21 protein-coding genes are annotated in these 22,207 nt (G+C 48.7%); 9 read left to right on the forward strand and 12 right to left on the reverse strand.

The window, feature by feature from the left end:
• The first annotated feature begins 105 nt into the window (after positions 1-105).
• On the forward strand, positions 106-2,886 hold the full coding sequence (locus L0156_00780) for a VWA domain-containing protein (protein ID MCI0601526.1): 2,781 nt from the start codon (positions 106-108) through the stop codon (positions 2,884-2,886).
• A gap of 3 nt (positions 2,887-2,889) precedes the next feature.
• Here the strand turns inward: L0156_00780 and L0156_00785 are convergent, their stop codons facing one another.
• On the reverse strand, positions 2,890-3,993 hold the full coding sequence (locus L0156_00785) for an ABC transporter substrate-binding protein (protein ID MCI0601527.1): 1,104 nt from the start codon (positions 3,991-3,993) through the stop codon (positions 2,890-2,892).
• 190 nt (positions 3,994-4,183) lie between these two features.
• Here L0156_00785 and L0156_00790 point away from each other — a divergent pair, with 190 nt between their 5' ends.
• Complete coding sequence (locus L0156_00790) at positions 4,184-4,834, forward strand: hypothetical protein (GenBank protein ID MCI0601528.1); 651 nt, start codon at positions 4,184-4,186, stop codon at positions 4,832-4,834.
• Positions 4,835-4,958: 124 nt separating this feature from the next.
• On the opposite strand, the gene L0156_00795 is transcribed toward L0156_00790, so the two are convergent.
• Entirely contained in the window at positions 4,959-5,582 is a 624-nt protein-coding gene (locus L0156_00795) for an alpha-ketoglutarate-dependent dioxygenase AlkB (protein ID MCI0601529.1), read from the reverse strand.
• Positions 5,583-5,593: 11 nt separating this feature from the next.
• Positions 5,594-6,151: a hypothetical protein gene (locus tag L0156_00800; GenBank protein ID MCI0601530.1), complete on the reverse strand. Its 558-nt coding sequence runs from the start codon at positions 6,149-6,151 to the stop codon at positions 5,594-5,596.
• 106 nt (positions 6,152-6,257) lie between these two features.
• Here L0156_00800 and L0156_00805 point away from each other — a divergent pair, with 106 nt between their 5' ends.
• Together L0156_00805 and L0156_00810 are read left to right on the forward strand one after the other, a co-directional pair.
• Positions 6,258-6,581, forward strand: coding sequence for a hypothetical protein (locus tag L0156_00805; protein MCI0601531.1), 324 nt, complete (start codon positions 6,258-6,260; stop codon positions 6,579-6,581).
• 79 nt (positions 6,582-6,660) lie between these two features.
• A complete protein-coding gene (locus L0156_00810; protein MCI0601532.1) occupies positions 6,661-7,347 on the forward strand; it encodes a serine/threonine protein phosphatase in 687 nt (228 codons plus the stop codon).
• Positions 7,348-7,387: 40 nt separating this feature from the next.
• On the opposite strand, the gene L0156_00815 is transcribed toward L0156_00810, so the two are convergent.
• The 4 genes from L0156_00815 to L0156_00830 form a co-directional block, all read right to left on the reverse strand.
• Positions 7,388-8,722: a hypothetical protein gene (locus L0156_00815; GenBank protein MCI0601533.1), complete on the reverse strand. Its 1,335-nt coding sequence runs from the start codon at positions 8,720-8,722 to the stop codon at positions 7,388-7,390.
• 139 nt (positions 8,723-8,861) lie between these two features.
• Positions 8,862-10,613: an NAD-binding protein gene (locus tag L0156_00820; GenBank protein ID MCI0601534.1), complete on the reverse strand. Its 1,752-nt coding sequence runs from the start codon at positions 10,611-10,613 to the stop codon at positions 8,862-8,864.
• 3 nt (positions 10,614-10,616) lie between these two features.
• Positions 10,617-13,118, reverse strand: coding sequence for an AAA family ATPase (locus tag L0156_00825; GenBank protein MCI0601535.1), 2,502 nt, complete (start codon positions 13,116-13,118; stop codon positions 10,617-10,619).
• Positions 13,119-13,152: 34 nt separating this feature from the next.
• The gene (locus L0156_00830) at positions 13,153-13,485 is read right to left on the reverse strand and encodes a phosphotyrosine protein phosphatase (GenBank protein MCI0601536.1); all 333 of its coding nucleotides are present in this window, start codon (positions 13,483-13,485) and stop codon (positions 13,153-13,155) included.
• A gap of 79 nt (positions 13,486-13,564) precedes the next feature.
• Here L0156_00830 and L0156_00835 point away from each other — a divergent pair, with 79 nt between their 5' ends.
• Together L0156_00835 and L0156_00840 are read left to right on the forward strand one after the other, a co-directional pair.
• Positions 13,565-14,026, forward strand: coding sequence for a tyrosine-protein phosphatase (locus L0156_00835; protein ID MCI0601537.1), 462 nt, complete (start codon positions 13,565-13,567; stop codon positions 14,024-14,026).
• A complete protein-coding gene (locus tag L0156_00840) occupies positions 14,023-15,234 on the forward strand; it encodes a hypothetical protein (GenBank protein MCI0601538.1) in 1,212 nt (403 codons plus the stop codon). The genes L0156_00835 and L0156_00840 overlap by 4 nt, the downstream gene beginning before the upstream one ends.
• A 7-nt stretch (positions 15,235-15,241) precedes the next feature.
• On the opposite strand, the gene L0156_00845 is transcribed toward L0156_00840, so the two are convergent.
• The 5 genes from L0156_00845 to L0156_00865 form a co-directional block, all read right to left on the reverse strand.
• On the reverse strand, positions 15,242-15,655 hold the full coding sequence (locus L0156_00845; GenBank protein MCI0601539.1) for a PIN domain-containing protein: 414 nt from the start codon (positions 15,653-15,655) through the stop codon (positions 15,242-15,244).
• Entirely contained in the window at positions 15,646-15,909 is a 264-nt protein-coding gene (locus tag L0156_00850) for a type II toxin-antitoxin system Phd/YefM family antitoxin (protein MCI0601540.1), read from the reverse strand. The genes L0156_00845 and L0156_00850 overlap by 10 nt, the downstream gene beginning before the upstream one ends.
• Positions 15,910-16,120: 211 nt before the next feature.
• Positions 16,121-18,652 carry a hypothetical protein gene (locus tag L0156_00855; GenBank protein ID MCI0601541.1) on the reverse strand — a complete coding sequence of 844 codons (2,532 nt, stop codon included), beginning with the start codon at positions 18,650-18,652 and terminating at the stop codon, positions 16,121-16,123.
• 9 nt (positions 18,653-18,661) lie between these two features.
• Complete coding sequence (locus tag L0156_00860) at positions 18,662-19,771, reverse strand: MoxR family ATPase (protein ID MCI0601542.1); 1,110 nt, start codon at positions 19,769-19,771, stop codon at positions 18,662-18,664.
• A 901-nt stretch (positions 19,772-20,672) separates the two neighbouring features.
• Positions 20,673-21,050, reverse strand: a complete 378-nt coding sequence (locus L0156_00865) for a hypothetical protein (GenBank protein MCI0601543.1) — start codon at positions 21,048-21,050, stop codon at positions 20,673-20,675.
• A gap of 371 nt (positions 21,051-21,421) precedes the next feature.
• Between L0156_00865 and L0156_00870 the strand changes: the two genes are divergently transcribed.
• From L0156_00870 to L0156_00880, 3 genes are all read left to right on the forward strand, one after another.
• The gene (locus tag L0156_00870; protein ID MCI0601544.1) at positions 21,422-21,604 is read left to right on the forward strand and encodes a hypothetical protein; all 183 of its coding nucleotides are present in this window, start codon (positions 21,422-21,424) and stop codon (positions 21,602-21,604) included.
• Between the two features lie 139 nt (positions 21,605-21,743).
• Complete coding sequence (locus L0156_00875; GenBank protein MCI0601545.1) at positions 21,744-22,016, forward strand: hypothetical protein; 273 nt, start codon at positions 21,744-21,746, stop codon at positions 22,014-22,016.
• Positions 22,009-22,207: hypothetical protein (locus L0156_00880; GenBank protein ID MCI0601546.1), on the forward strand; the 199-nt coding region annotated here is incomplete at its 3' end. The genes L0156_00875 and L0156_00880, both read left to right, overlap by 8 nt.

The following is a 22,207-nucleotide window of genomic DNA, read 5'->3' on the forward strand; positions in this document are numbered from 1 at the left end:
GCCGCATTTGCGTCTTTTGCAAATGCGGCGCCCGTTGATTACCGGGCTGAGCATTCGCAAAAAATGCGAATGCGCAGCCCCTACCAGTCGGTTAATATTAAGACAATGCTTTCTTTTGCGAACCCCTGGTGGTTGCTTGCTTTTCTTCCTGCGCTCTATCTGCTGTTCTATTTCCAACGAAGAAGTTTCGTACCGGCGCGACGCAGCAAACAACTCTTCTGGTTTGTGTTGCGCAGTTTACTGATAATGCTAGTCGTTTTTGCTCTCGCAGGCGCGCAGCTGAGGTCCCGCGTGCGCAAGAATCAAATTCTATTTCTTGTGGATGCTTCCGACAGCATTGCGCCGGAACAGAAAGAGAAAGCAGTTGAGTTTCTCAATCAGGCGATGCGCAAAATTCAACCGCCCGATCAAGCGGGCATCATAGTCTTCGGATCACAAGCCGAAGTGGAGCGCTTCCCCTCCCTAGCTCATTCAATCGTGCGATTTGAATCGCAAATCAATCCGAGTGGCACGAATCTGGAAAATGCCCTCCGGCTGGCCGATGCAGTTCTGGCGGACGACTACCAGAAGGACATCGTGATCCTCAGTGATGGCCTGGAAAACGCAGGTGAATCCTTGCCGCTTGCTAAACTCATGATGGAAAAAGATGTAGCGCTGCAAGGTTTTTATCTGCATCCATCAGACGTTGTCGAAGCTCAAATTGAAGACGTGCGTGTGCCTCCCGAGATTCGCTTAAAAGAACCGTTCACGCTAGAGGTGATTACGAAAAGCAACCGGAAGATGTCGGCTTTGTTGCAGATTCTTCGAAATGGCGTTTTGCTTCAGGAAGGGACAATTCTTTTGAATCCCGTAGAAAAGAATTTGATTCCCATTCCGCAAAAGATCCTGGAACCTGGAATTTATCGATATGATATACGCATCAAACCGCAGCAAGATTTTCAAGTCGAGAACAATTCGCTGCAGGCCTGGATTTCAGTGGCTGGTCCGCCACGGATACTTTTCGTCGATAACCAGCCGGAAGAAATACAGACGCTGGCGGATGCTTTCGCGCGCCGTGGCTTCAGTGTTGAAGTAAAGGAGGCGCGTTATTTTCCAAGGATACTGCCTGACATGCTCCTTTATCAGGCGATCCTTATCCGGAATGTGCCGGCAAGCGCCATTCATTCGCAGATGCCTTCCCTCGAACAATACGTTCACGAATTCGGCGGAGGATTCGCAATGCTCGGTGGGAAAAAGAGCTTTGGTCCGGGTGGTTACTACCAGACCCCTGTTGAAAATATTTTGCCGGTACGAATGGATCTTGTAAACAAGAAATACCTTGCCGATGTTGCCATGGTAATCGTGATCGATAAGTCGGGAAGCATGACTTTTACGGATCGCGGCAGGCAAAAAATCGATCTGGCAGATGAAGGGGGCGCGCGTGTTGCCTCATTATTAAAGGAAACGGACCGGCTCGGTGTACTGGCAGTGGATTCCGTGCCGAAATGGGCGTTTGAGTTCCAAAAATTAGGCAACAAACGAGATGCCATCGATGCGATCACATCAATTCGCGCGGGCGGAGGCGGCATTTATGTTTACTCCGGACTGCGAGAAGCATATGACAGGCTCGCGAATGTTGAAGCCTCGGTCAAGCATGTCATCCTGTTTGCAGACACAGCAGACTGTGAAGAAAAGGATGGGGCTTCAGGAGACAGTTCACTACTTCTGGCGGGCCGCGCACTGGAGCAGCATCAAATCACGACAACCACGATTGGAATCGGACAATCAGGAGATCCCGATGTGGATTTTCTTGAGCAACTGGCGACAATTGCGGCCGGACGATTTTATTTTACAAACGATATGTTCACTCTTCCTCAGATATTTGCGCAGGAATCCGCCGTTGTGCAACGCTACTACATTACAGAGGAAACATTCCTGCCCAAAATTGAACAGTCCGAACCGCTCTTATCGGGTGTACAGGAGGTCCCGGAGCTGGATGGTTACGTCGCGACAACAGCAAAGGGCCAGGCCACAGTCAGCGTGCTCTCTCACCGTGAAGATCCTGTTCTTGCATTCTGGAGGCATGGTCTGGGACACACTCTCGCGTATACTTCGGATCCTGTCGGGAGTTGGGGCGCAAAATGGCTGGCGTGGCCTCAGTGGGAAAATTTCTGGGCGCAAACGGGACGTTACCTTGCCCGGAGCAGCGAACCCGCACGATTTCAGGTGTCTGTAAAAGCGGACGGAAACGCTACTACAGTAATAGTAGACACGTTTGAAGAGCTTCAAGAACAGGAAGGATCCTCCTGGCGGGGCGCTGTAGTGGATTCCTCCGGGAAGGAACAGGAGCTGATTTTCACGCGGACCTCCTATGGGCGGTTCGAAGCTAAAATTCCCATCACCGGCTCCCTCTTTGGCAAAATTTTTCGTTTGCAAAGCGATCAGATCCTGGAAGAAGCAGTCGTACAGTTTTCATCACCGGGAAATCGCGAATATCAAACCTCTTCGGAGGGCAAGAATCTCCTCATCCAGATGACAGGAAGCTTGATCGAATCAGCAGACCAGCTGAAGTTCAACAGTAAAACGGCGACAGATGTGCAGCCGATTAGCATGCAATTGTTGCTCTGGGCGATCTGGCTTTTTCTGCTGGATGTGGCCGTGCGGAAACTGGATTTCAGCCTTTTCCGGCGCAGAAGAACGTTACAACCTGCAACGGTACTGGTCCAGGCGCCAATAGAAAAGCTGAAAACGCGAAAAAAGGAAGTCCAGAAACAGCGACCAGTATGGATGGAAGTCGAAAAAGAACCGGAACCAACCCAGCCGGAAAGTAGAATGAAGCCCGAGTCGCAGCAATCCTCGGATTACATGGAACGTCTGAAGAAAGTAAAAAAGAAAACTAAAGGTTAACTCTTATTTAATGGGTTCGAACTTTCCGTCTTTGATCTGGAACATTCTAGGCTCGATATCGACATCGCCACCGGAATCAAAAGTTATTTCTCCGGTGAGTCCATTGTGACTTGTGTCAGCAATTTTCGCTCTCAAGTCGGTTGGATAGGTCTCACACTTATCGATCGCCTTCGCCACGACCCAGAGCGCATCGTAAGCAAAAGCGGCATCGACATCAGGTTTGGTCGGAAACTTTTGTCTGTAGGCTTGAACGAACTTCTGAATGGCCGGTTCCTGACTTTCCGGATCATAGGGTGGTTGTGGATAAACAACACCTTCGGCGGCATCACCTGCAATTTCAAGAAACATCGGAGTAGCCATTCCCTGCACACTGAGAATTTTTGCGTTTACTTCCTGCTTCTTGACTTCATTCAGGATGGCGGCAATTTCCGTGTAGTATCCCGGGAGATATACCGAATCTGCGCCGGAATCTTTTATCTCCTTTACGTTAGTAGAAAAATCAGTTGTACCTTCCGTGTAAGGTTTTTCATAGGCAATGGTGCCGCCAAGCTCTTGAAAACGATTCTTGAAAATTTGTGTGAGACCCTGCCCGTATTCTTTGTCAACGTAAAGGATTGCAACATTGCGGATCTTCATCCGTCTGACGGCGTATTCAGCCATTACGCGCCCTTCGCGAGTATCAGACGGAAAATTCCGGAAAAAATAGGGACTGATTCCAGTCAGCTTGGGACTTGTTGCAGTGGGTGATATCAAAGCTGTCTTTCTCTTGTCGCAAACCGGCGCCAGCGCAAGAGCAAGATTACTTGTAACGCCGCCGATGAGTACTGGTATGCCGTTGTTCATGAGTTGTTCGGCTTTTTGCACAGCCGTTTTTTCATTTGTTTCATCGTTCTCCATCAACACGTCGATCTTTTTACCTTTGACTCCTCCCGCTGCATTGATTTCATCCAGTGCCAGCAGAAGTCCATTCTGAACATTGCGCCCGTATGTCTCAGCCGCTCCGCTCAGGGGAATCACGGCACCCACACGATAAACCTTGATCTCTTCCTTACACGCAAAAGTCAAAAGGGCGAGAATGAGAAATGCAATCGCTACAAATGATTTCATCGGGCTCCTCCTAAGTCAGTGCTGAGTTCCGAGTGCTGAGTGCTGAATACACAGCACTTCTGTCTTCTATCTCACACCGAAACTCCCTTTTTTTCAAGTAGGGGGTGCTGAAGGTCCTAGTTTTCCACTTTTAGATGATACAAAGTTTTTGCTATTTAGTGTATCGTTCCTCAATTGGAAGAAACCGCAAATGACAAAAGCAGTAAGATTGATTGAGCAGCGGCTGAACAGCGTGCAGAAAAGGGTATGGACCAGGATGAGTACTCCGGCCAGGATTCAAGAGTTTCTCGATCGACTACCTTACAGCGCTGAAGAGCGATATCGTTCCCCGCTGAGTGTTCTACAAGACGAGCAGGGGCATTGTTTTGATGGTGCGCTTTTGGCGGCGGCGGCTTTACGCCGTCTGGGCTTTCCGCCACTCCTGGTTTATTTGACGGCTCAACGGGACGATGATCACCTGCTTGCTCCATTCAAACAACGCGGATTCTGGGGTGCTGTGGGCAAATCGAATTTCGTAGGGTTGAGGTTTCGGGAACCAATCCATAAAAGTCTTCGCGAACTCATCCTTTCTTACTTCGAGTCCTATTTCAACATCAAATCAGAAAAAACTTTGCGAGGCTACACACGGCCGCTGAACCTCACGCAATTTGATCGGTTTGATTGGATGATTGAGGACGCCGCTGCAGATAAGATTTCCGATCGATTGGATGACCTGAAGGTTTTCTCGTTTCTGACAAAAAGAATGATTGCCAATCTCTCTCCCGTTGACAAACGAACGTATCGTGCGCAATTGATGGGCGCCAACTGGGCCGGGCTCTACGATCCTACAAAAGAAGAATAGTGAACACAAAATCAACCTGGTGTCGATCTTCAGGGACTCGTTTCCAAGTCTTCTTTCCAACCCCGGGCAACCAAGTCCCAATTCAAAGGAATCGTATCTCCCACTTATGAACCATATCCCCAAATCAATACTGCCGAAAAGTCAGGTTGTACCTTCCCGAAACTTTCAGCTCAGCGGGAGCGCTGCCCGCTATAATGGATGAAACTCCATGGAAACACATTCTGCTGGGACCTCCGAACAGGAAAGCGTCTCCTGATTTCAAAAGAATTGTTCTTACAGGATCCTTTCGCGCTGTTCCACCAAAGAGGAAATTACACGAATCGCCAAGAGAAATCGAAACCACCGGTATTCCCTTTTTCAAAGTTTCCGGTCTTTCATCTTTGTCCTGATGTAAGCCTAATTTTCCGGCACCCGTATAGAAATTTACTATGCAGATATCAGGCTCAATTGCCATGCCAACGTCAGCGGCGATCCGTCTGGAGATCTCCTTGAAATGCTGCGGAAGCGGTTGTACGGGGAGTTCATCAAAATCCGTGCGTACATTCTCGTATTTGTAAGTCTTTGCGTTCCAGTGCAAACCGAGACACATCATTTGAATATTCATGTATGCGCCGGTCCTCATCGAAGGCGTGTAAAAACCCGCCGGTTCACTTCCGAGATCTTTACATCTGAGTATGAGTCCTTTTTGTTCTTCTATCGTCAGATAACCTTCCATCAAGAACGCGCTGGGCGCAACTTCGCAGTTCATTGATTATCATTCTACCGGACAAACCCGAATCCGATCACCACGCCATGCATGCTCAAGGAACGGATCGGCATCCGCTCTGCAGTTCTGTAAATCCGGTATTCGGAGTAGAAGAACTTCCCTCTGCCTGGTTGGTAGAGCCTGACGCCAACAGTTGCTTCGAGGGCCGGAAGGATAAAGAGCTCCTGACCTTGAACATTATCGAGGTCCACTGAGATCAGAAAAAATCCGCCACCTAAGGCAAGATAGGGTTGCAAACTCTTACCGAACCGAAGAACCGCAGATCCCGAAAGAGAAAAAGGGTTGAGTCCGTGATCTGGAAAATCAACTCCAAACTCATTCTCAACAGAGATCTGTCGGGCAAAGTAAAATGCGTTTGCTTCAAAACCGATCCACTCCTTATATATACCGATTCGTGTTCCAACTCCGGGCGTCAATCCTAATTTGGCAATCAGCTTCTCTCCTCCCATAGCATTTCGGCCCTCTCCTAGAATCGCGGGACTCAACAAACACCCTTGAAAGGCAATCTCGCCACTCCACGCGGCGGATAGAGTCCGAGAAAGAAGCATCATACAAAAAATCAATGCACTGAATCTGATCATTAGAAATTCGAGTTGCAATAGCCGTACCAGAATGATTGAATAAGGACCAGGCGGGAACTAAACTTAGGAGAAAGACATGGTGAAAAAGAACAGCAATGGACCTAAGAAAGGAAAAGTTCTCGATCTGAATACAAGGATCCTCATTGGAATTCGAGATGAGCTCGAACGGCACACGTCCATCCTTGATAAACACACGTCTATCCTTGATAAACACACGTCGATCCTTGAAGAGCATTCAAGGAGATTAACGGCCGTTGAAGGAGCAGTCAAGGAGCTTGCCCGCGAGACGAGACGATGGGTTGCGCACTTTGACCGCGATTACATGCGACTCGCTACCGAGTTTGACATGATCCGGTCGCGAGTCGAGATTTGCGAAAAGCGACTTTCGACCCGACCCTAACAATCGGCTGCCGTCGATCGCCAACAGCAAAAACGAAAAATTCGATCAGCATGGCATCAGACTTGCTCATGCCGTGCCTGTGAAACGATTGATTGTTGGCGACATTCAAGGTTGTTTCGAGGAACTGAAAGAATTGCTGGATAGGTCTGGAATTTCGAGCGATGACGAAATCATTTCCGTGGGAGACATGGTCGATCGCGGTCCAGATTCTCCGGGAGTCATTCAGTTTTTCCAGAAACAAGCTCACGCCCGTTCTGTAATGGGCAACCATGAGCGAAAGCACATTCGTTCTTACTATGGAGAAATTAATCCGTCGATTTCGCAAGTCATTTCACGGTCTCAAATCGGAGAAGCGAACTATCCCGCAGCCGTTGCTTACATGGAAACGCTTCCGATTTATCTGGATTTACCCGAGCTTCTGGTCGTTCATGCGTTTTACGAACCCGGTGTTCCCTTGTCCGAACAGAAGGAGGAAGTTCTTGTCGGTATCATGAGTGGCCAGGCATATATAACAAGGCAATATCAGGAAAATTGGTGGGAACTCTATGATGGCCCCAAGCCTCTTTTCGTCGGACATCACGATTACTCCAACAAGGGCACTCCCCTTATATATAAGGATAGAGTTTTTTGCATCGACACAGGTTGTTGTTACGGTAGAACCTTAACGGGGGTCCTCCTGCCAGATTTCAAAATTATTTCGGTTCGCGCGCGCGCGAATCACTGGTCCCGTGTCAAGAAGAAATACCTGGATTCAGGAAAGGGCTAATTCTCAATTCGGGGCGACCATAAAGGTCGCCCCTACCCACTTAATGCTTCGATCTGCGCTGGTGGCGCTCGACGCGCTCTTCCAATTTTATTTCTGCGACAGTGGATCCGGTTTTCGTCTTCTGCTCTTCCGTTTTGCATTTGAATACAGGTAAGCCCGAAAGGTCTCCATAAATCACAGCAGTCTCATCACAGGCGATGGCCTGACCTCCGTTGCCCGAGATTAACGTATTAGCCGCGATAGGATCACCCGTCCCGCTCAACAGGAAAGTCCCGAACTCTGCTGTCGCGTTGTGCGTAACGACTACGCCATCTCCGGAATTCCCACTGATGCGTGCTGTAGCGAAATTTGAGTAGGCGCCTCCGTCAAGTACAATGCCGGCGCCGGTATTGTTGGCGATCTCCACCTGGCGCGCCAGAAAGCTTCCAGGGCGGATAACGTAGATACCCGCATCAACGGTGACAGGAGCAGTCCCATTGTTTCTTATCTGGTGAAACACATCCGGATCAGACGCTCCAAAACCGACTGTACTCGAAGTAACAAGAATTCCAAGCAACGTGTGACCCTGGATCGTTGTATACCTGGGGATGCCTTCAACCATACTTCCATTGAACGAAGCATTTGGTACGCGCGCGATCAGCACTCCGTACGGACCGTTGTTCTCAATCAAATTCGAACCGTTAATGCCTGCAAAGCCGTTATTGAGAATCGCAATACCAAAGCCGTTATTGCGGAAAACGTTCCCGGCTTCGGGAGGCCGATTCCCAATTTGCAGGACGCCGTTTACGACAACCAGTGCATCCTCCACATTATCTTCTATTGTTGTTCGTCCCCGAATCCGCAATGTTGAATGGTTTGCGAATACGCCCGCCAGGTTGTCCCGAATCAGAATTTCTGAACCCGGGTTTGGACCACCCAGAATCACAGTTGAGCCCCCATCAGCAAAAAGAGCCAGATCCGTATTGTTGATGATTGTACAGCCGGAAAGGCTCACTGAAGAATCGAACACCGTGAGACCGGCAACGAATTCCTGGTTGTCACCATCCACTGTTAGACCTTGAAGATTGATTCCGCGGGCGCTGCCAATCGTAAATACAGTTCCGTCGTCCGGAGCCGCACTTCGAATGACAGTCCCATCACTGCCCTGGATCGTGAGATTGGTTATGCCATCAATAAAAATGTTTTCCACACATGTTCCGGTTACATGAATCGTGTGCGGACCGTTCGGTGAAGATAAACCGTTGATGGCCGCCTGTAGGCCTGATCCTCCCTCTCCGCAGTTGACGCTAACAACATCCGCCTGCACAGATGATTGATAGAACAGAAATATGAGCACCGCGATAAACGCTATGCAATTGCCCATTCTTAAGCTCATGACATCCTCCTGAAGCTTTTCCATTTCTGATTGGTAAGAGGGCAATTTTCGTGCCGTTAGCGCTATTGAGGATGAGTGGTTGAGTTAGTAGTTGAGTTCTTGCAGGCTGGAAGCCTGAGCTCCGTATGCCCGCGCTGCTTTACTTTACGCGATAAATTTGGAAGCCGATCCGCGCAAGCAGCTGCGGGATCTGCCGGACCGCATTACGGTCGTAATCCTTTATTTCTTCTGTGAGTTGATTGTAATCAACCAGGTAAGGAGTTTCTTTTGTCTCTGCGTTCTTTACCGAGCCATACTTCCAACCTTGCTCCAGTTTTTCCCGGTTCCATCGATCATGTTCCATGGTTGCAAGCCGTTCGAGTTCTTCCGTTGTAAATTGAAAATCTTCGCCATCGACCAGCGTGACAATATCGCAACCGATTGCTCTGAGTTTACTTCCAATATCTTCGGCCTGTTTTCGATTCGATTCTTTCAGGTCTTCAGGGAGTTGTTCCCACGGGACAACTGCGCGCGCATCTTCGGGCTTAAATCCTTCCCGCATCCGCTTTTCCACATATTCAGCATGGATAGCTCGCGCAAGTTTTTCGCTGTGCAGACCGCTCAACATTTCTGGAGTGCAACTCTGCTCGAGCGATCCGAACGGGCGTACCAGGTCCATGCGGTCCGATTGTAGCAGTGTGGCCAGGCCTGATTCGCGAGAAATCCGGACATAAAGTGGCGTCTCCGATCGCTGCAACCTTTGACGCAGGCTTAATGCGACTGACATTGCAAGCGAATCATTGTCCAAACATATAAATATCGATGTGGATTGCATTCCAGTCGCATCGGAAAGAAAGTCCGCGCGAATGAACTCGGCAGAATTCACGTTCATGGAATACGGATGAAGCTCACAGGTGCGGATAAGATAAGGATACCGGAGCAACATCGACTCGGTTTTTTCGTTCGCGATTTTATCCACAACAGTGAAGTGCGGTCGGTGGTTCACGTGAATACTCTTCCAGTTGCGGGCCAGATGCAGAATTAATGTTTCACCCATGCGGCCCAGCCCGATGATAATAAAACGCGGTTGAACTCCACCGTCAATTTGCTCCTGTTGAAGCAACGAATATCTCGTCCACAGAGCCTGGATAGCATTCTCATAAAGATTCACAAAATCGAGCCGAAATAATTTCTTATCCTGGGAAATCATTTCCTGCCGCCGCATCAACTGACACAGTTGCGGTTCTACGACATGGACAATGCAATTCAATGGAGTTGTCCGACCGGTATAGAGTTCTCGGGCATGGACCGCCACCTCTGCATTCACCTCATCCAGGCCGCAAACGGAAATCACATACCTGGCGCGATCGACCCGGACGCTTCGCAGAACATTTTTATCGGTGGCATCTGCTCCAATCGAGATAACCCCAAGGTTTCGAAATTGCTGGAGGCTATCATTGCTCTGGTCTTTTTCGATGACGATCACTGGATAACCGAGCATCTGAAATCCCTGCGCGAAGAGTGTTCCTTTGCGTCCGAGTCCGATAACAATGACATGGTCCTGAACGCGTTTGAGCCGGATACGCTGCCATTGTTCACGAAAGATCGACAACAATGCCCGGATCACCGCGTAACCGGTCACAACAGGCGCCAGAAACCGTGCTAGTTGTAATTGCCACGGAACCCATTTCGTTGTTTCTGCTCCCGATTCCAGGCCGAATAACTGCAAAGTCAAATAAAGAAGATCCGCAGGAGTTTTTGGAGGCCCTTCGAGCGAAAAGTATTGATTGAAACCGGCATAACCGAGCACAGTGACAAGTAGTGCAAGAGCGCCGATTGCCGGCCATTGAATTGTAAGCCACAGTTCGCTCCGCTGCCGCTTGAGCGCAGCGCTGTTATCCCTGGTCGTCACCGATCACTCCAAACGATAGATATAAAAACCGGCGTCTTCCAGGATCTTTGGTAAGTTCAAGACTGATTGATGATCCTTATTCTTGGCAGTCTCGGAAAGCTCAGACCAGGGCTTTAAATCAGGGTTCGTTTTCCGTTCAGGATCGTCCGAACCTAATGTAAACCCCGCTTCAATCTTTTCCCGCATCCATCGTTCATGCTCCATTTCTGCAAGTAAGTCAATTTCTTCCGGGGTAAACGCAAATCCCGGTGGTGTTGTTCCAACAAAGAGTGGACCGAAGTCGCAATGTATCCTTTGCAGTTTTGCATAGATGTCTTTAGCCACACCGCGGTTTGAGTTTCTATAACCTTCAGATAATTTTTCCCACGGTTCCATTGCCGGATGGCCCGCCGGTTTTATACCTCTGTTCTGCTCCCTGTACTTTTCCTGAACCGCCATGGCGATTTTCTCTACGTAGCCGGCAAAAATGACATCCCGCAGCACCAAACGCATGAAAGCTGCAGCATCCACATGAAGTTTCAACTGTTCAACCGGCGGCAGCGCAGAAGGCTCCAACCTGCCGCGCTCTTGAAGCATGCTCATTTCAAGAATTGCTTGAATCGAGCGGGTTCCATGTTTGTATGACGGTATTTTCAAGAAAGCCCGAAGAACCCCCTCATCGATCCGTGGACGTTTCTTTGCGTCAAACAATTTCTTGCTCAGATTTCGCAACACCATGGCTCGCCGGATAATTGCAAAAACATCCTTTCGGGCCGGATCGGGATCTGGATCGGGACCAAGAATGTCCACATATCCTCGAAGCCTGCTGATGAAATCAGTCCCCTTTGCATCCGCCAGCCCTTCCTGAGAAACGAATTCTTTGTACGACGGTTTGGTGCCACCGGCAAAGACGAAAACAGCTTTGCCGATCGGATGCATTGCATCCCCTTCCTTGAAAACGCCATCTTGCATGGGAGCTAAAAAGTACTTCAACCAGCCCAGCTTGCCGTTGAAATTTGAATCGAATTCATCGAAGAAAACCAGCGGCAAATTTCCCTTTAATGAAATATCACGGACCATATGAAAAGCGTTGATGAGATCATCACTGGAAGTAAACTGCGATAAATTGAATTCGATCTTTTTCATCAGGTCTTTGTTGATTGATTCCGCGACCTGCGTTACACCAAACGATTTCCCCGATCCAGGGCGACCGAACACGGCGATGGAAAGTGGTGGCCTGCCGGATGTGTCCCGGATGTACTCCTGCAGCAGGTTCTTAATACTCCGGAAACTTTCTATTTCGGAACGGTCTACGGTTTTTAATTTTCCAAATGTGGCGATCGGCACATTTGTAAGGGCCGCGTCTTCGCCATTCATGACAATGTCACGAGCGATTTCTTCCAGCCGCGCAGGATTCAATGTTCTTAAGATCGACCAAAAATCAGGGTCCGCCACGACCGGCGATGAAGGCAGCGGAATGGGCACCTCTGCAATCTGAACATCCGATTTATCGGGATGAAAAACGTCAGCGGAAAACTTTAAATTCGGATCCTCGCCGGATCCAAAACCGCGAAGCATCAGACGTCTGGCGCTTAGTAATCCTTCCTTGACACCTGAGCCGAGCTCCTTAGCTTCACTCTGGAGAACATCTCTGGCGATGGCAGCTACGAATGCAGATGTAAATCCTGCCATTGTGCCATCCTTCTCTGAAAAAAATTCATCTTCAACTGAGGCCGGATCGAAATATAACACCGCTCTGGTTCTCCCCTTCTGCCTCCTGTAGTAAATGGCTCCATCCAGACCGAAGCGAATAATCACGTTCGAGCAGTTCGCGAGTGAAGAGAATTTGGGATCCGTCGTCAGTTGCCAGAGAAAATCAGTGGCGGTTCGTTCCCAGGACAAACGCCGGCTCATATTCATACCGTCCGAACGCAAATCGTTTGCGCCAATGATCACAATCAAACGGTCTTCGTAAAGCTCCTGGAGTCTGTCCCACAGTGGACCCTTCGCCAGGGGTCTGCTCATTTTCAGAATCACGTTTGCCGCGGTGGCTTTTTTCAACGATTGAGGCCAAAAATCAGGCATGTAACGGAATCCATTTCCTGCATCGTCAATCACAAGCAATGCGGGGTTATCCTGATCATTGCTGACCAGAATCAAATTCGGAGTGGAGCCTGGAGCAGGTCCGGAAAATCCGCGATAGTTTTTGATTCGAAAAACCTTGCGATCCTCTTTTGCTGAATAAGGATAACGCGCAAGTTCTGCAATGGAATGCACAATCTTATTCGGATGGATGTTCCGTATTTTCTTGATCCGGTGCGAGCTTACACGCTGGGAAGTTGCCTGTTGAATCAATTGCGCAAGAAGCATGGCTCCCCCGGGCGCGGCAATCATGTTCGTGCCGGGCTGTAGCTTCCAGTTATAAATATTTTCCGCGTCCGAAGTTACAGGAGGAACTTCGTACGCATACCAATCGATCGTTACATCACCGGCAACGATAATTGCCAGCCTGTTAACATCTGCCATGTGGATTACCACAAATTATACTTCAGGTTCCGAATCATTGATTCAGGTGCGGCAGAACCCTTTTCATCAGCAGCTCGATCAGTTCCGGTTGCATCAAATCATAGACGTCCGGAATGTAAAGACAGACGATCGGCTTCTTTTCGTAGATGTCTTTGAACTTCTTATGAATCACGTTCCGCTGCCTTTTTTCCATTACGAAAATTAAATCGGCCCACTCCAGAGTTTCTCGATTCACAGTCACTGTTGCGTCTTCATCCACACCCGCAGATTTTACTTCGAGTCCCGGCCGCTCCCGAAATATTCTCTCAGCCGTAGGACTTCGCAGTTTGTTCGCGTTGCAAACAAAAAGCACTTTCAGGTCCGGCATGAGAGGATCCTCCTTCAGCAACAGGAAGCACGTTCTGTGCCATTGATCCGGCGTGCAAATTGCATATCGTTTATCCACTATGAAACTCAACTGGGTTCCGGCCGGAAAAGGGAGAATGGCGCTGGGACACCGTCCGAAGCTTCGTTCAATTCCCTATCTTCCTGCCGAAGGTTGTGCGTTTGTCGTAACGCTGCTTTCCAGAAAGGAGGGCGCTGTGGAAATCGGCAGTCTGGTGCGCGACTCCGGCATTCAGTGGATCTGGATTCCTCTGGCAAACGGCAATCCGCCGCCTCAAACAATTCCGGATGGACTTAACGAAGTTCAAGCAGCAATCCAGGCTGGCGCTTCTGTTTTTGTGCATTGTTCGGCCGGAATGCATCGAACAGGGATGATCGCTTTTGCCGTGCTTCGCCGCATCGGATACTCAGAAGTGGCATCACTGGAACTGATCAAAGCAATGCGCCTCGAGACATATGCGGCGTTAACTCAAAAGCATATCGATTGGGGTAACTCAACTGTAAAAATCAACGAGGAACCATGACCGACTTCACGCGAGAAATCAGGCGCCGGCACACTTCTATTGATCGCTACAAGGGCTTCGATCTGTTCTGGAGAGACTTCGATCAGTCTTTTCAGCTGCAGCAGATTCTGGATTCGGTTGTAGAAAAGAAAACGGATTTAGCAACAGCCCGCGAACACATCCGCCGAAACTATGTTCTTTCGTCACCAAGAGTTCAGGATCTCGTGCAAACGACGGAGGAATCCACAACAAGTTCTGCTTACCGGCGATTCCAGATAATGGAAGTGATTCATGCCGCTTCAGTCGCCAGTTGTGACATCAGTCATCGAAATCGGATTTCCATGAGTCTTGCCGAGACAGCAGCCAAGGCGGGAGAATGGGAACGCACAAGACAAGCGCTTGCAGACGCGATGGAAGGGTTACAGATCTTCCGGCGTTTTTTTATCGACGAAGAACATTTCATTACGAAGATAGAAGAGGAGTTGAAAGAGGGCTGGGAAGCCGAGAAGCCGCATTTGCAAAGGCCATTGGATATCTTTGAACCACTTTCTGAAAATCCCGCCCGCGAGTGGATCGATCTGATTCTTTGGAATTCTGATACGAATCCGGATAACGATCTGGTCGCGCAGTCTGATGCAACAATCCGTCTTGGAATTCGATTCGAGGATTGGCTGAATCGAAAGGACCGGCCGCTGAAGCCGGTGATCCTGGAGATGTCTGAAATCTGTAAAGCTTCAGGCGGGACAGATCCGATTGAACCGGTTCGCTGTCTTGTAACGATCGCGGATTCATTGATGGAGGTCCGCCAATGGGAACTTGCTGTTGAAATCCATCACCAGCTTCGCGCGAAGATTCCTCGCCAAAATCTGCTTGCATTTCATGCCATCGTTCAGTCGGCATCCTGTCATCTGAAAACCGGGGATCTGTCCCTGTGCGGAAAAACATTGCACGGCGTCGACTTGCGGCTCCTCGAGAGAACGGCCGAATTCGACAAAATTGCTGCGGCCGAGCTTGCCCGCTTCTATGCGGTCCATTGTCACTACCAGGAGAGATCCGGACGTCCTTTCCCTCCGGATGCTCCGCAAAGAATTCAAGACTTGCTGAAAAAAGCGTCAGCCCTTGTAAATTGGATGCAAGGATCCGAAAACCGCGTAGCCCACCTGAAAAATCTATGCTATTCGATCCTCGTTCGCGACATCATTTCTAATTCAATACGTCGGCTCTATTAGATAATCGTCAGCTGCGGGGCAGGACAATCAATCTCAAACCGGGGATGTCTGAGAAGTCACGTTCATTTTGAGTAACTACTGCCATATCGTATTGCAAGGCAAGAGCCGCTAGCCAGACATCATGGGTACGATGAGTCGACGGCTTACGCGTTGCATCAAGATCAGAGGCCAATCTGCCAAAAATTTCGGCTGTATCTTTATCGATCAGCAGACACGATTTCCGCTTGATGCGGGCCAGGGCCGCGGCACGTCTATTGCGTTGGGCAGCGTTCTTGGCGCGATGAAGCCCATATTCAAGTTCTGCAATCACGGGTGGAGCTAGATAGACAGCCTCATCTCCCGTGCGATCAGCAACATCTGCGGGAGCAAGTCTTCCGCTTTCTACACTGATCCAGATCGATGTATCCAGAATCATCGCCATGGATTCCTCATCTCTTTGCGCAAAACGCGGCTTCCTCGCCGTGCATCCTTTAACCATTTCTCTCCTTCGTCGTCAGGCAAAGTGCGATACAGGTCCGATAAGGCTTCGAGAGCCGTCATAGTCGGAGCACCCGGAACCAGCTTCGCAACGGGCTGATTATTCCGCATGACTACGATTTCTTCGGTGCCGTTTTGAAGCGTATCCAACACGCGTCTGAGATTGCGTGCAAGTTCGGTTGCGGTCATTACTTTCATGGTTTCAATTCAAATTATCTAACTTAATCATAATATCTGATTAAATCAGAGTCAAAAGTTCAAAATCGAATGCATCAAGCCGCGGGAACAATTGCCGTTTGACCAAAGAATGACTGTTGGGAGGAAAACTCTCGGTGGTGCCGCTATATTACACCAGCACATCAGCATTCCACTACCGCGCCAGAGATTTATCAATAGGACGCTAGCCTTTCTACGCTGCAACAAGGCGCGCGATGGCTTTCCCGAACGAAATGAGATTCGAGGACCAGTTGCCGGCTTGAAGATTCAGCCGAAGTCGATAGGCTGGATGGACCTCTTTAGATAAAGCTCCATACAAAAAAGTAAAGCCGAAGCGTGTGCTCATTTCATTCACAAGCAATCGAACGGATTCGACAGAGCAGGATGTAGGTAGCCCATCGGAAAGCACAACAACGAGTTTGTTGCGGCGCGACATCAAGCCAAACTGCTTCTTCAGGAAGTCCAGGGCGCCCGCCTCATTTGTTTTTCCGTCAGGAGCCAACGAAACGAAGGAATGAGCATCGTGAGTGCCGCAAAGATATACGTTCTGATTGTAGCCAATGAATAGCGACTCTATATCTTTGCAGTCACAGAAACATTCGGCTAGAAGCGCGGCAGCGTCCTTGGCGCGGTCCAGTCTTCCATCCTTCCCCATCGAAGCGGACGTGTCGATCAGAACTGAAACATGGACTCCGTTGTAATTTTCCAGATCGGTCACTCGCTGATCGCGGAAAATGCGATTTTCGCCATACATTGCGAGTTTCAGCAGGCCGCTTCCAAGAATCCGCCGACCGCTGCGTAATTGCTCTTCCATTTCGCGCTCATCCTCATATCTCCGGAAATAGGTTCGCACAACTACGGCATATTTTCGTATTCTTTGCACCACCTCGCAATTTTTTGCAGCATCCGGCATCAACTTGTGAACTTTCTCAATCGGAGGAAAGGAGGTTTCCAGTTTTTTGTTCTTGTAGTCTGAGGCCGGAGCTGTGTCCGCATGCATCCGTTCAATGGGAGATGCTATCGGATTCTGCTCCTCATTGATGACTTGCTTGAGAATCTCGTTCATGCTGTTGGCAAGAGACTTGTGGATGATTGACAAATTATTTTCCGGGACTGCCCTGTCCTTCATCTGCTTACCAGAATCGTGATCCTTCCGATCGATTGAATTCTCTCTGACCGGTACCGCTTTCTGTTTCTCCTGGGCTTCAAGAGTCTGCAACCTGGCCTGCTCTTTCTGCCTGTCTTCAGCATCTATTTGTTTCTGCAGTCGTGTCTTTTCCTTTGCAGAGAGATGGCCTGAACGCAGTTTTTGCTTCAAGATTTCTCTGGTCGTTTTTGGCACACTTTTTCTGATTTCCGTTGGACTCGGATGCAGCGATGTGTAATAGGAACCAATTCCTAAACCTCCTGAACCTCCATAGGTCCGGGCTCGTTGAAGAACGATTTGCTTTGTTTCCTGAGCCTTCTTTTTCACCGGCTCGCCCTCAGGATCCGGGACACAAATCTTCTTTTGAAACGTCAGGGGCAGCGATCCATGCTTTGCTTTACGGGCCGGCTCTTGGTGATGAAGTGAGATTGCATTGTTACGATCATTCGTCTTCCACGTTCCAGGGAAAACAAGATCCTCAACCCTGCCGTCTGCGAGATGCACATGAAATAGGGGGATAGGATCGCAATTCTCAATCATTCGCCGGTAGATTCGGACAGCCAATCGATGAACCTCGATGAGATCCTGGTTAGTGAAATTCCTGGGAATATAACTGATACAATCACGAAGCCAATCTTCGCTGATCGTTTTTAACGGCAATCCCTGTCCCAGAACATAGTAAAAGGCAAACAAACGGCTGAATCCGTGTGCTGCAGTGAGAAATTCTGCAGACAGGATTCGCGCGAATGCGAGTGAACGGGAACCGTAAACCTTTAAGTAGCGCTTCTCTATGTAGGGCGTCAAATCGACTTCGGCAGTTTGATTTCTTGCCAAGAACGATTGCAAGTCGTTCAGATTGATGCTCCCACTAAAAAATGCCAGCCGATGAAACCAGGTGCGCCATTCCTTCTCTACATCCCTGAGCCTCCGCTCCAGTTGATCATCCAGAAGGATGTTGAAAACTTTGAAAAACGTTTCATCTCCCGTAATCCTTTGTTGGATGAGGCGTCGCAATTTTCTGTACTCCCGGGAGGTTTTCCCGATATGAAGCAACAGGTGGCCAAGTTCGTGGATGATAAGTCCTTTGTAATAATCCAGCAGATGCTCCGGCTGCTCCTCCAAAAGTCGTATTGAAAGGTGGATCTTTCTCCCTTTTGCATGCTTCAAGATGGGAACAGCGCCCAGGGGAGCTTGCGCTTTGGTTTCGAATACAATATCGACTTTTCTACCCAGGATCAGAGTGGAGAGTTTTTCGGCCTGGGCATGAATTTCGCGAATCTGTTCCTCCAATGTTTCTCTGCTGACTTTTCGCCAGATCTCTTCTTTCCGCAGAATCCAGAAATCCAACTCAAATTTCTGCGCGTTGGCTGCTTCGAGCCACTGTTCCATTCTTTCTACTCTTTTCCTCAAAGTAGTTATGTGCTTTACCATGGAGCTCAATTGAGATCTCGCGCACTCCGCACGCCAGAAGTTGAGTTTGGATTTTACATGTTCGTACTCCGCAGTCATCATGCGGATGGAAGCTTCCATCTCTGCAGAACGCTTCTTTGCAGCCTGGATTTCTGTTTCGAAAATCATGGACACCCTTTACTCCGCCTCTTCCGTAGAAGGAATGAGTATATTTCGTTCTATCAGGTTGAAAGCCAATTGAGCATCGCTCCCCTCTTCTTGAGTGGAACCGGGAAGCCGGTTACAAAAGGAGACCTTCAGTATTTCTATGAGGCCCGCATTGGTGACTCTATGTTGAAACGTAGGGTAACTCAGAAACATGCAAGCCTCATCAGTTGCACGCATGGAAAGGTCCGTGGAGATTGCAGGTGTATTCCGGATCAGGTTGGCGATCTTGACCACTTTTCGAATATCTTTCCTATGCACCATGTCATAGCGTCTGGAAAGAATGTCTATTTCTTTGGCTTCCGGAGGATAGTCCATTTTCAAGACAGAGAACCTGTCCAACTGCGCTGGATCCAACTTGTAAGTGCCGGTAAATTGCTTGCCGCTGTTGATAGCGGCAATCCACTGGATGTTCTCCGGGATAGCGACGTAACTGTTTTTTCGAGGGTCGAAGATTCTCCGTGAAGAATCGATTGCGCTCATGATTCCGTTGACGGCCTGGCTGCGGCACCGGTTCAGCTCATCAAGAAAAATAAGGAATCGCTGGCCGGGATTCTCATACGCTGAATAGATAGCGGTCAGAACTTCAGTTGGAATCCACTCAGTTCGCACTTGTTCCGTTTCATTGACCACAAGTTGGACTGAGCCGACAAAATCAGATGGCTCAAAACATACCGAGCAGTTAAAAAAGACATAGTGCATGCCAAGAGAATCTGCCAGAGCTCTTGCAACGGTAGTCTTTCCCGTGCCTTGAGGACCCTCAAGCAAAATGGAGCGTCCGCTGCAAAGGAGGATTTCAAACTGCAGCAGGAGACCAGGCTCAATATACACGTCTTTCTTGAGATTGAAGTCGGCCAATCCAAGGTAGGAAACTCGAATGCAATTCTCATTGAGCTCAATCACCTTTACCTTGCATCGTTGTCCTGGAAGCACACGTTTGTCATCGGTGACAATGCGGTGATCGCTCAGCTTTCCGTTGATATTCTTTGCAGACAGAGTTAGACCGGACCCACTGTCCTTTTCCATCCAGAATACCGTCTCAAAAATGTAGCCTGGTTCCAGCTTGTTTATGATCTTTTCCATACAAAAGAATGACCCACCGGGCCCAAAAAATCGCCGTATGAAAGGCGGCATCATCATACAGCCGTCAACCTTCCGCCTCAGATTGTTTGGGCCGGCGGGGTTTTTCGCCCACAGGCGCTGACGGGTTTACGCAGCCGTTCAGTCTGCGCCATTTAACGTTTTCTCCCTGTTAAATAGAAAGCCAGGTTTCCCCTTCCAACGCAACATACCATCTACAAATGTTTTTCCTCCTTTTCTTTGATCTTCCATCACCGATTCTGATCCGGTTTTTTCCAGAGATTGGAAGGAAAGTGGTTCGATTTCTATCTGGAGCTCCCTGGCAAACGAAGACAGAAGTGGCGTGTAACTCAACCGCCAGAATGGTCAATAGCAATCTTCATGCCCGCCAAACTCAACCGCGTGCTTTGCTTAGAAAATTGACTTAGCTAGACGCCTTGCTTTGAATCGTGCCGCAGTGAACGTACACTTCTTCTGCGAGTAGGTCTGTCGAGTTTGGAAAGATCGGGAAAACAGCCCAGAATCCCCGGCAATCAATGCCGCGTCCAGTTTTGTCTGATGCGCGATAAAAAGCTCTCGGATGAATACGAATTCGAGACGTTCCCAATCTACGCGAAAGGCAGCGGCCCCTTCGAAAGGAGCCGTCCGCCGGGACACGTAGAAAAGGGGGAATCTTACTTCGTCACGCTCCCATCCCAGGTCATTGCAACATGATGCCATGTGTTCAAGGAGAAGCTATTCGCGCTAAATACAGTCGGATAACCTATGAATCCCTGAACAGGTTGTGGTGTAAGGTCTGTAATTCCTATTCCGGCTCGGAAAAGTCCTGTTACACCGGGGCCGGAAAGCATATACGAAATGAAAGGAGGGCTGCTTTGGGCGTTCCCAATATCTTTGGAAACAATTATGCCCCAATGGAGTCAGGAAAATTCCCATGTCCTTCTGGAAACACCCATGCATCGATAGTAAACTGTTGAGTTTCAAGATTTGCAACGTTTGAAACGCTAATAAAGTCGTCACCTCCATCGAAACTGAACGCCTGTCCAATCAAACCTAGACCAAAGGTAGCGCCATTCTGGAGAATGCCAGGACTGCCGCCTGCGATATCATTTGCATTACCATCACCGGGCCACCAACTGATTAGGTCAGATGGAGGAGTGATGCACGTCTGAGCAGGAACGCTGACGGCAAAAAGAAACGGGGCGAAAAGGCTCAGAGCGGGCACAACGAACGATTTCGGGTTCACGAACGAGAAAAAGTGATACGTTTTTTCGATTGACATATGTTCTCCTATTAACGCGGTTTAGATTCCGGTCCGAAGGATCAGCAAGGCTCGTACCACCTAACTCAGCTCAGTGAACGAGACTTTTGCAGGGTTGAGTTTCCTGGTATGAAATTTGAAGAATTGTTGAGTTATGAAAATCGCATTGTTTTCAGATATTCATGGTACCGTGTCTGGCGGAGGTAGGATATTCACATATGGAACAGAATCAATTCAGAAGCTGGATCGAACAATTTCATAAAGATGGCTTTCTTGTTCTTCCGGAAATATTGGATTAGAAAACTTGCGACCAGCTAAAATTCGATTTAGATAAAGAGCTTCAGAAGAAGTTTAAAGAGAAATACAAAACGTCCAGATTCATCAGGAAGCGGATGTTTGAAGTCTCGGAAGCGAATCTCGAACTTTTCTGGAAAGAACCGATCGTCACATTTGCAGAGAAATTGATTGGAGACACAGGAGCACCTGATCAGGAATCTTATGAAGGTGGAGTGCCGGCTGCCAATGAAGTCCATGTCATTCATAACAACAGTTTTAAGATGACACCCCTCATGTGATTTCATTGGATGGGAAGCCGATGCAGAATGTCCAATTAAATGTGTTGTGCTTGACCTGCCTGTATTATCTGACCGACGTCCTAACCATTGATAACGGACCGACCGAAGTAATCAGGGGAAGTCATCTTTTTGGCAAAGCATGCACGGTGATATAACCGGCTATGAGAACAGAAAAGTTACGTGCCTCGGATCAGCCGGAACTGTTGTGATGTTCAACAATCAGGTTTGGCATCGCGGAGCCAGAACAATTCAGATCAAGCACGTGACTCAAATTACCTATGCGAAAAGATTAGTCGGACATAAGTATGGAACATTTATGAACTACGTGATGCCGAGTCATGTCTATTCCAGGATTCACGATAAACGAAAATTGCGTTTGTTGGGATTTTTAAGTCATGGCGCCTATGGCTAATGAACATTTGAGAGATTTCTTTTCTCACCACCTCATCCTTGACCGCGCTGCCGCCACTTCGCACTTGTATTCCCCAAAAAGAGAGTACAATGAAGGCGAAGGTCAGCAATCACCAACGTATTTTACCGCTTCCACCCGCTGGCCCAAAAGCAAATGCTTCTCCTTAATCGAGCCTTCGCAGAAGTCGTCAG

The sequence above is a fragment of the bacterium genome (genome assembly GCA_022616075.1).
GTDB lineage: Bacteria > Acidobacteriota > HRBIN11 > JAKEFK01 > JAKEFK01 > JAKEFK01.

Coding starts and splice junctions, on each gene's coding strand:
- L0156_00830 (MCI0601536.1), bottom strand. CDS start 13,485: ATGCCGGACCTGAAAGTGCTTTTTGTTTGCAACGCGAACAAACTGCGA.
- L0156_00850 (MCI0601540.1), bottom strand. CDS start 15,909: ATGAAAGTAATGACCGCAACCGAACTTGCACGCAATCTCAGACGCGTG.
- L0156_00795 (MCI0601529.1), bottom strand. CDS start 5,582: ATGAACTGCGAAGTTGCGCCCAGCGCGTTCTTGATGGAAGGTTATCTG.
- L0156_00815 (MCI0601533.1), bottom strand. CDS start 8,722: ATGAGCTTAAGAATGGGCAATTGCATAGCGTTTATCGCGGTGCTCATA.
- L0156_00800 (MCI0601530.1), bottom strand. CDS start 6,151: ATGATGCTTCTTTCTCGGACTCTATCCGCCGCGTGGAGTGGCGAGATT.
- L0156_00785 (MCI0601527.1), bottom strand. CDS start 3,993: ATGAAATCATTTGTAGCGATTGCATTTCTCATTCTCGCCCTTTTGACT.
- L0156_00840 (MCI0601538.1), top strand. CDS start 14,023: ATGACCGACTTCACGCGAGAAATCAGGCGCCGGCACACTTCTATTGAT.
- L0156_00825 (MCI0601535.1), bottom strand. CDS start 13,118: ATGGCAGATGTTAACAGGCTGGCAATTATCGTTGCCGGTGATGTAACG.
- L0156_00845 (MCI0601539.1), bottom strand. CDS start 15,655: ATGGCGATGATTCTGGATACATCGATCTGGATCAGTGTAGAAAGCGGA.
- L0156_00780 (MCI0601526.1), top strand. CDS start 106: ATGCTTTCTTTTGCGAACCCCTGGTGGTTGCTTGCTTTTCTTCCTGCG.
- L0156_00865 (MCI0601543.1), bottom strand. CDS start 21,050: ATGTCAATCGAAAAAACGTATCACTTTTTCTCGTTCGTGAACCCGAAA.
- L0156_00875 (MCI0601545.1), top strand. CDS start 21,744: ATGCACGGTGATATAACCGGCTATGAGAACAGAAAAGTTACGTGCCTC.
- L0156_00790 (MCI0601528.1), top strand. CDS start 4,184: ATGACAAAAGCAGTAAGATTGATTGAGCAGCGGCTGAACAGCGTGCAG.
- L0156_00860 (MCI0601542.1), bottom strand. CDS start 19,771: ATGGAAAAGATCATAAACAAGCTGGAACCAGGCTACATTTTTGAGACG.
- L0156_00835 (MCI0601537.1), top strand. CDS start 13,565: ATGAAACTCAACTGGGTTCCGGCCGGAAAAGGGAGAATGGCGCTGGGA.
- L0156_00805 (MCI0601531.1), top strand. CDS start 6,258: ATGGTGAAAAAGAACAGCAATGGACCTAAGAAAGGAAAAGTTCTCGAT.
- L0156_00870 (MCI0601544.1), top strand. CDS start 21,422: ATGTTTGAAGTCTCGGAAGCGAATCTCGAACTTTTCTGGAAAGAACCG.
- L0156_00855 (MCI0601541.1), bottom strand. CDS start 18,652: ATGATTTTCGAAACAGAAATCCAGGCTGCAAAGAAGCGTTCTGCAGAG.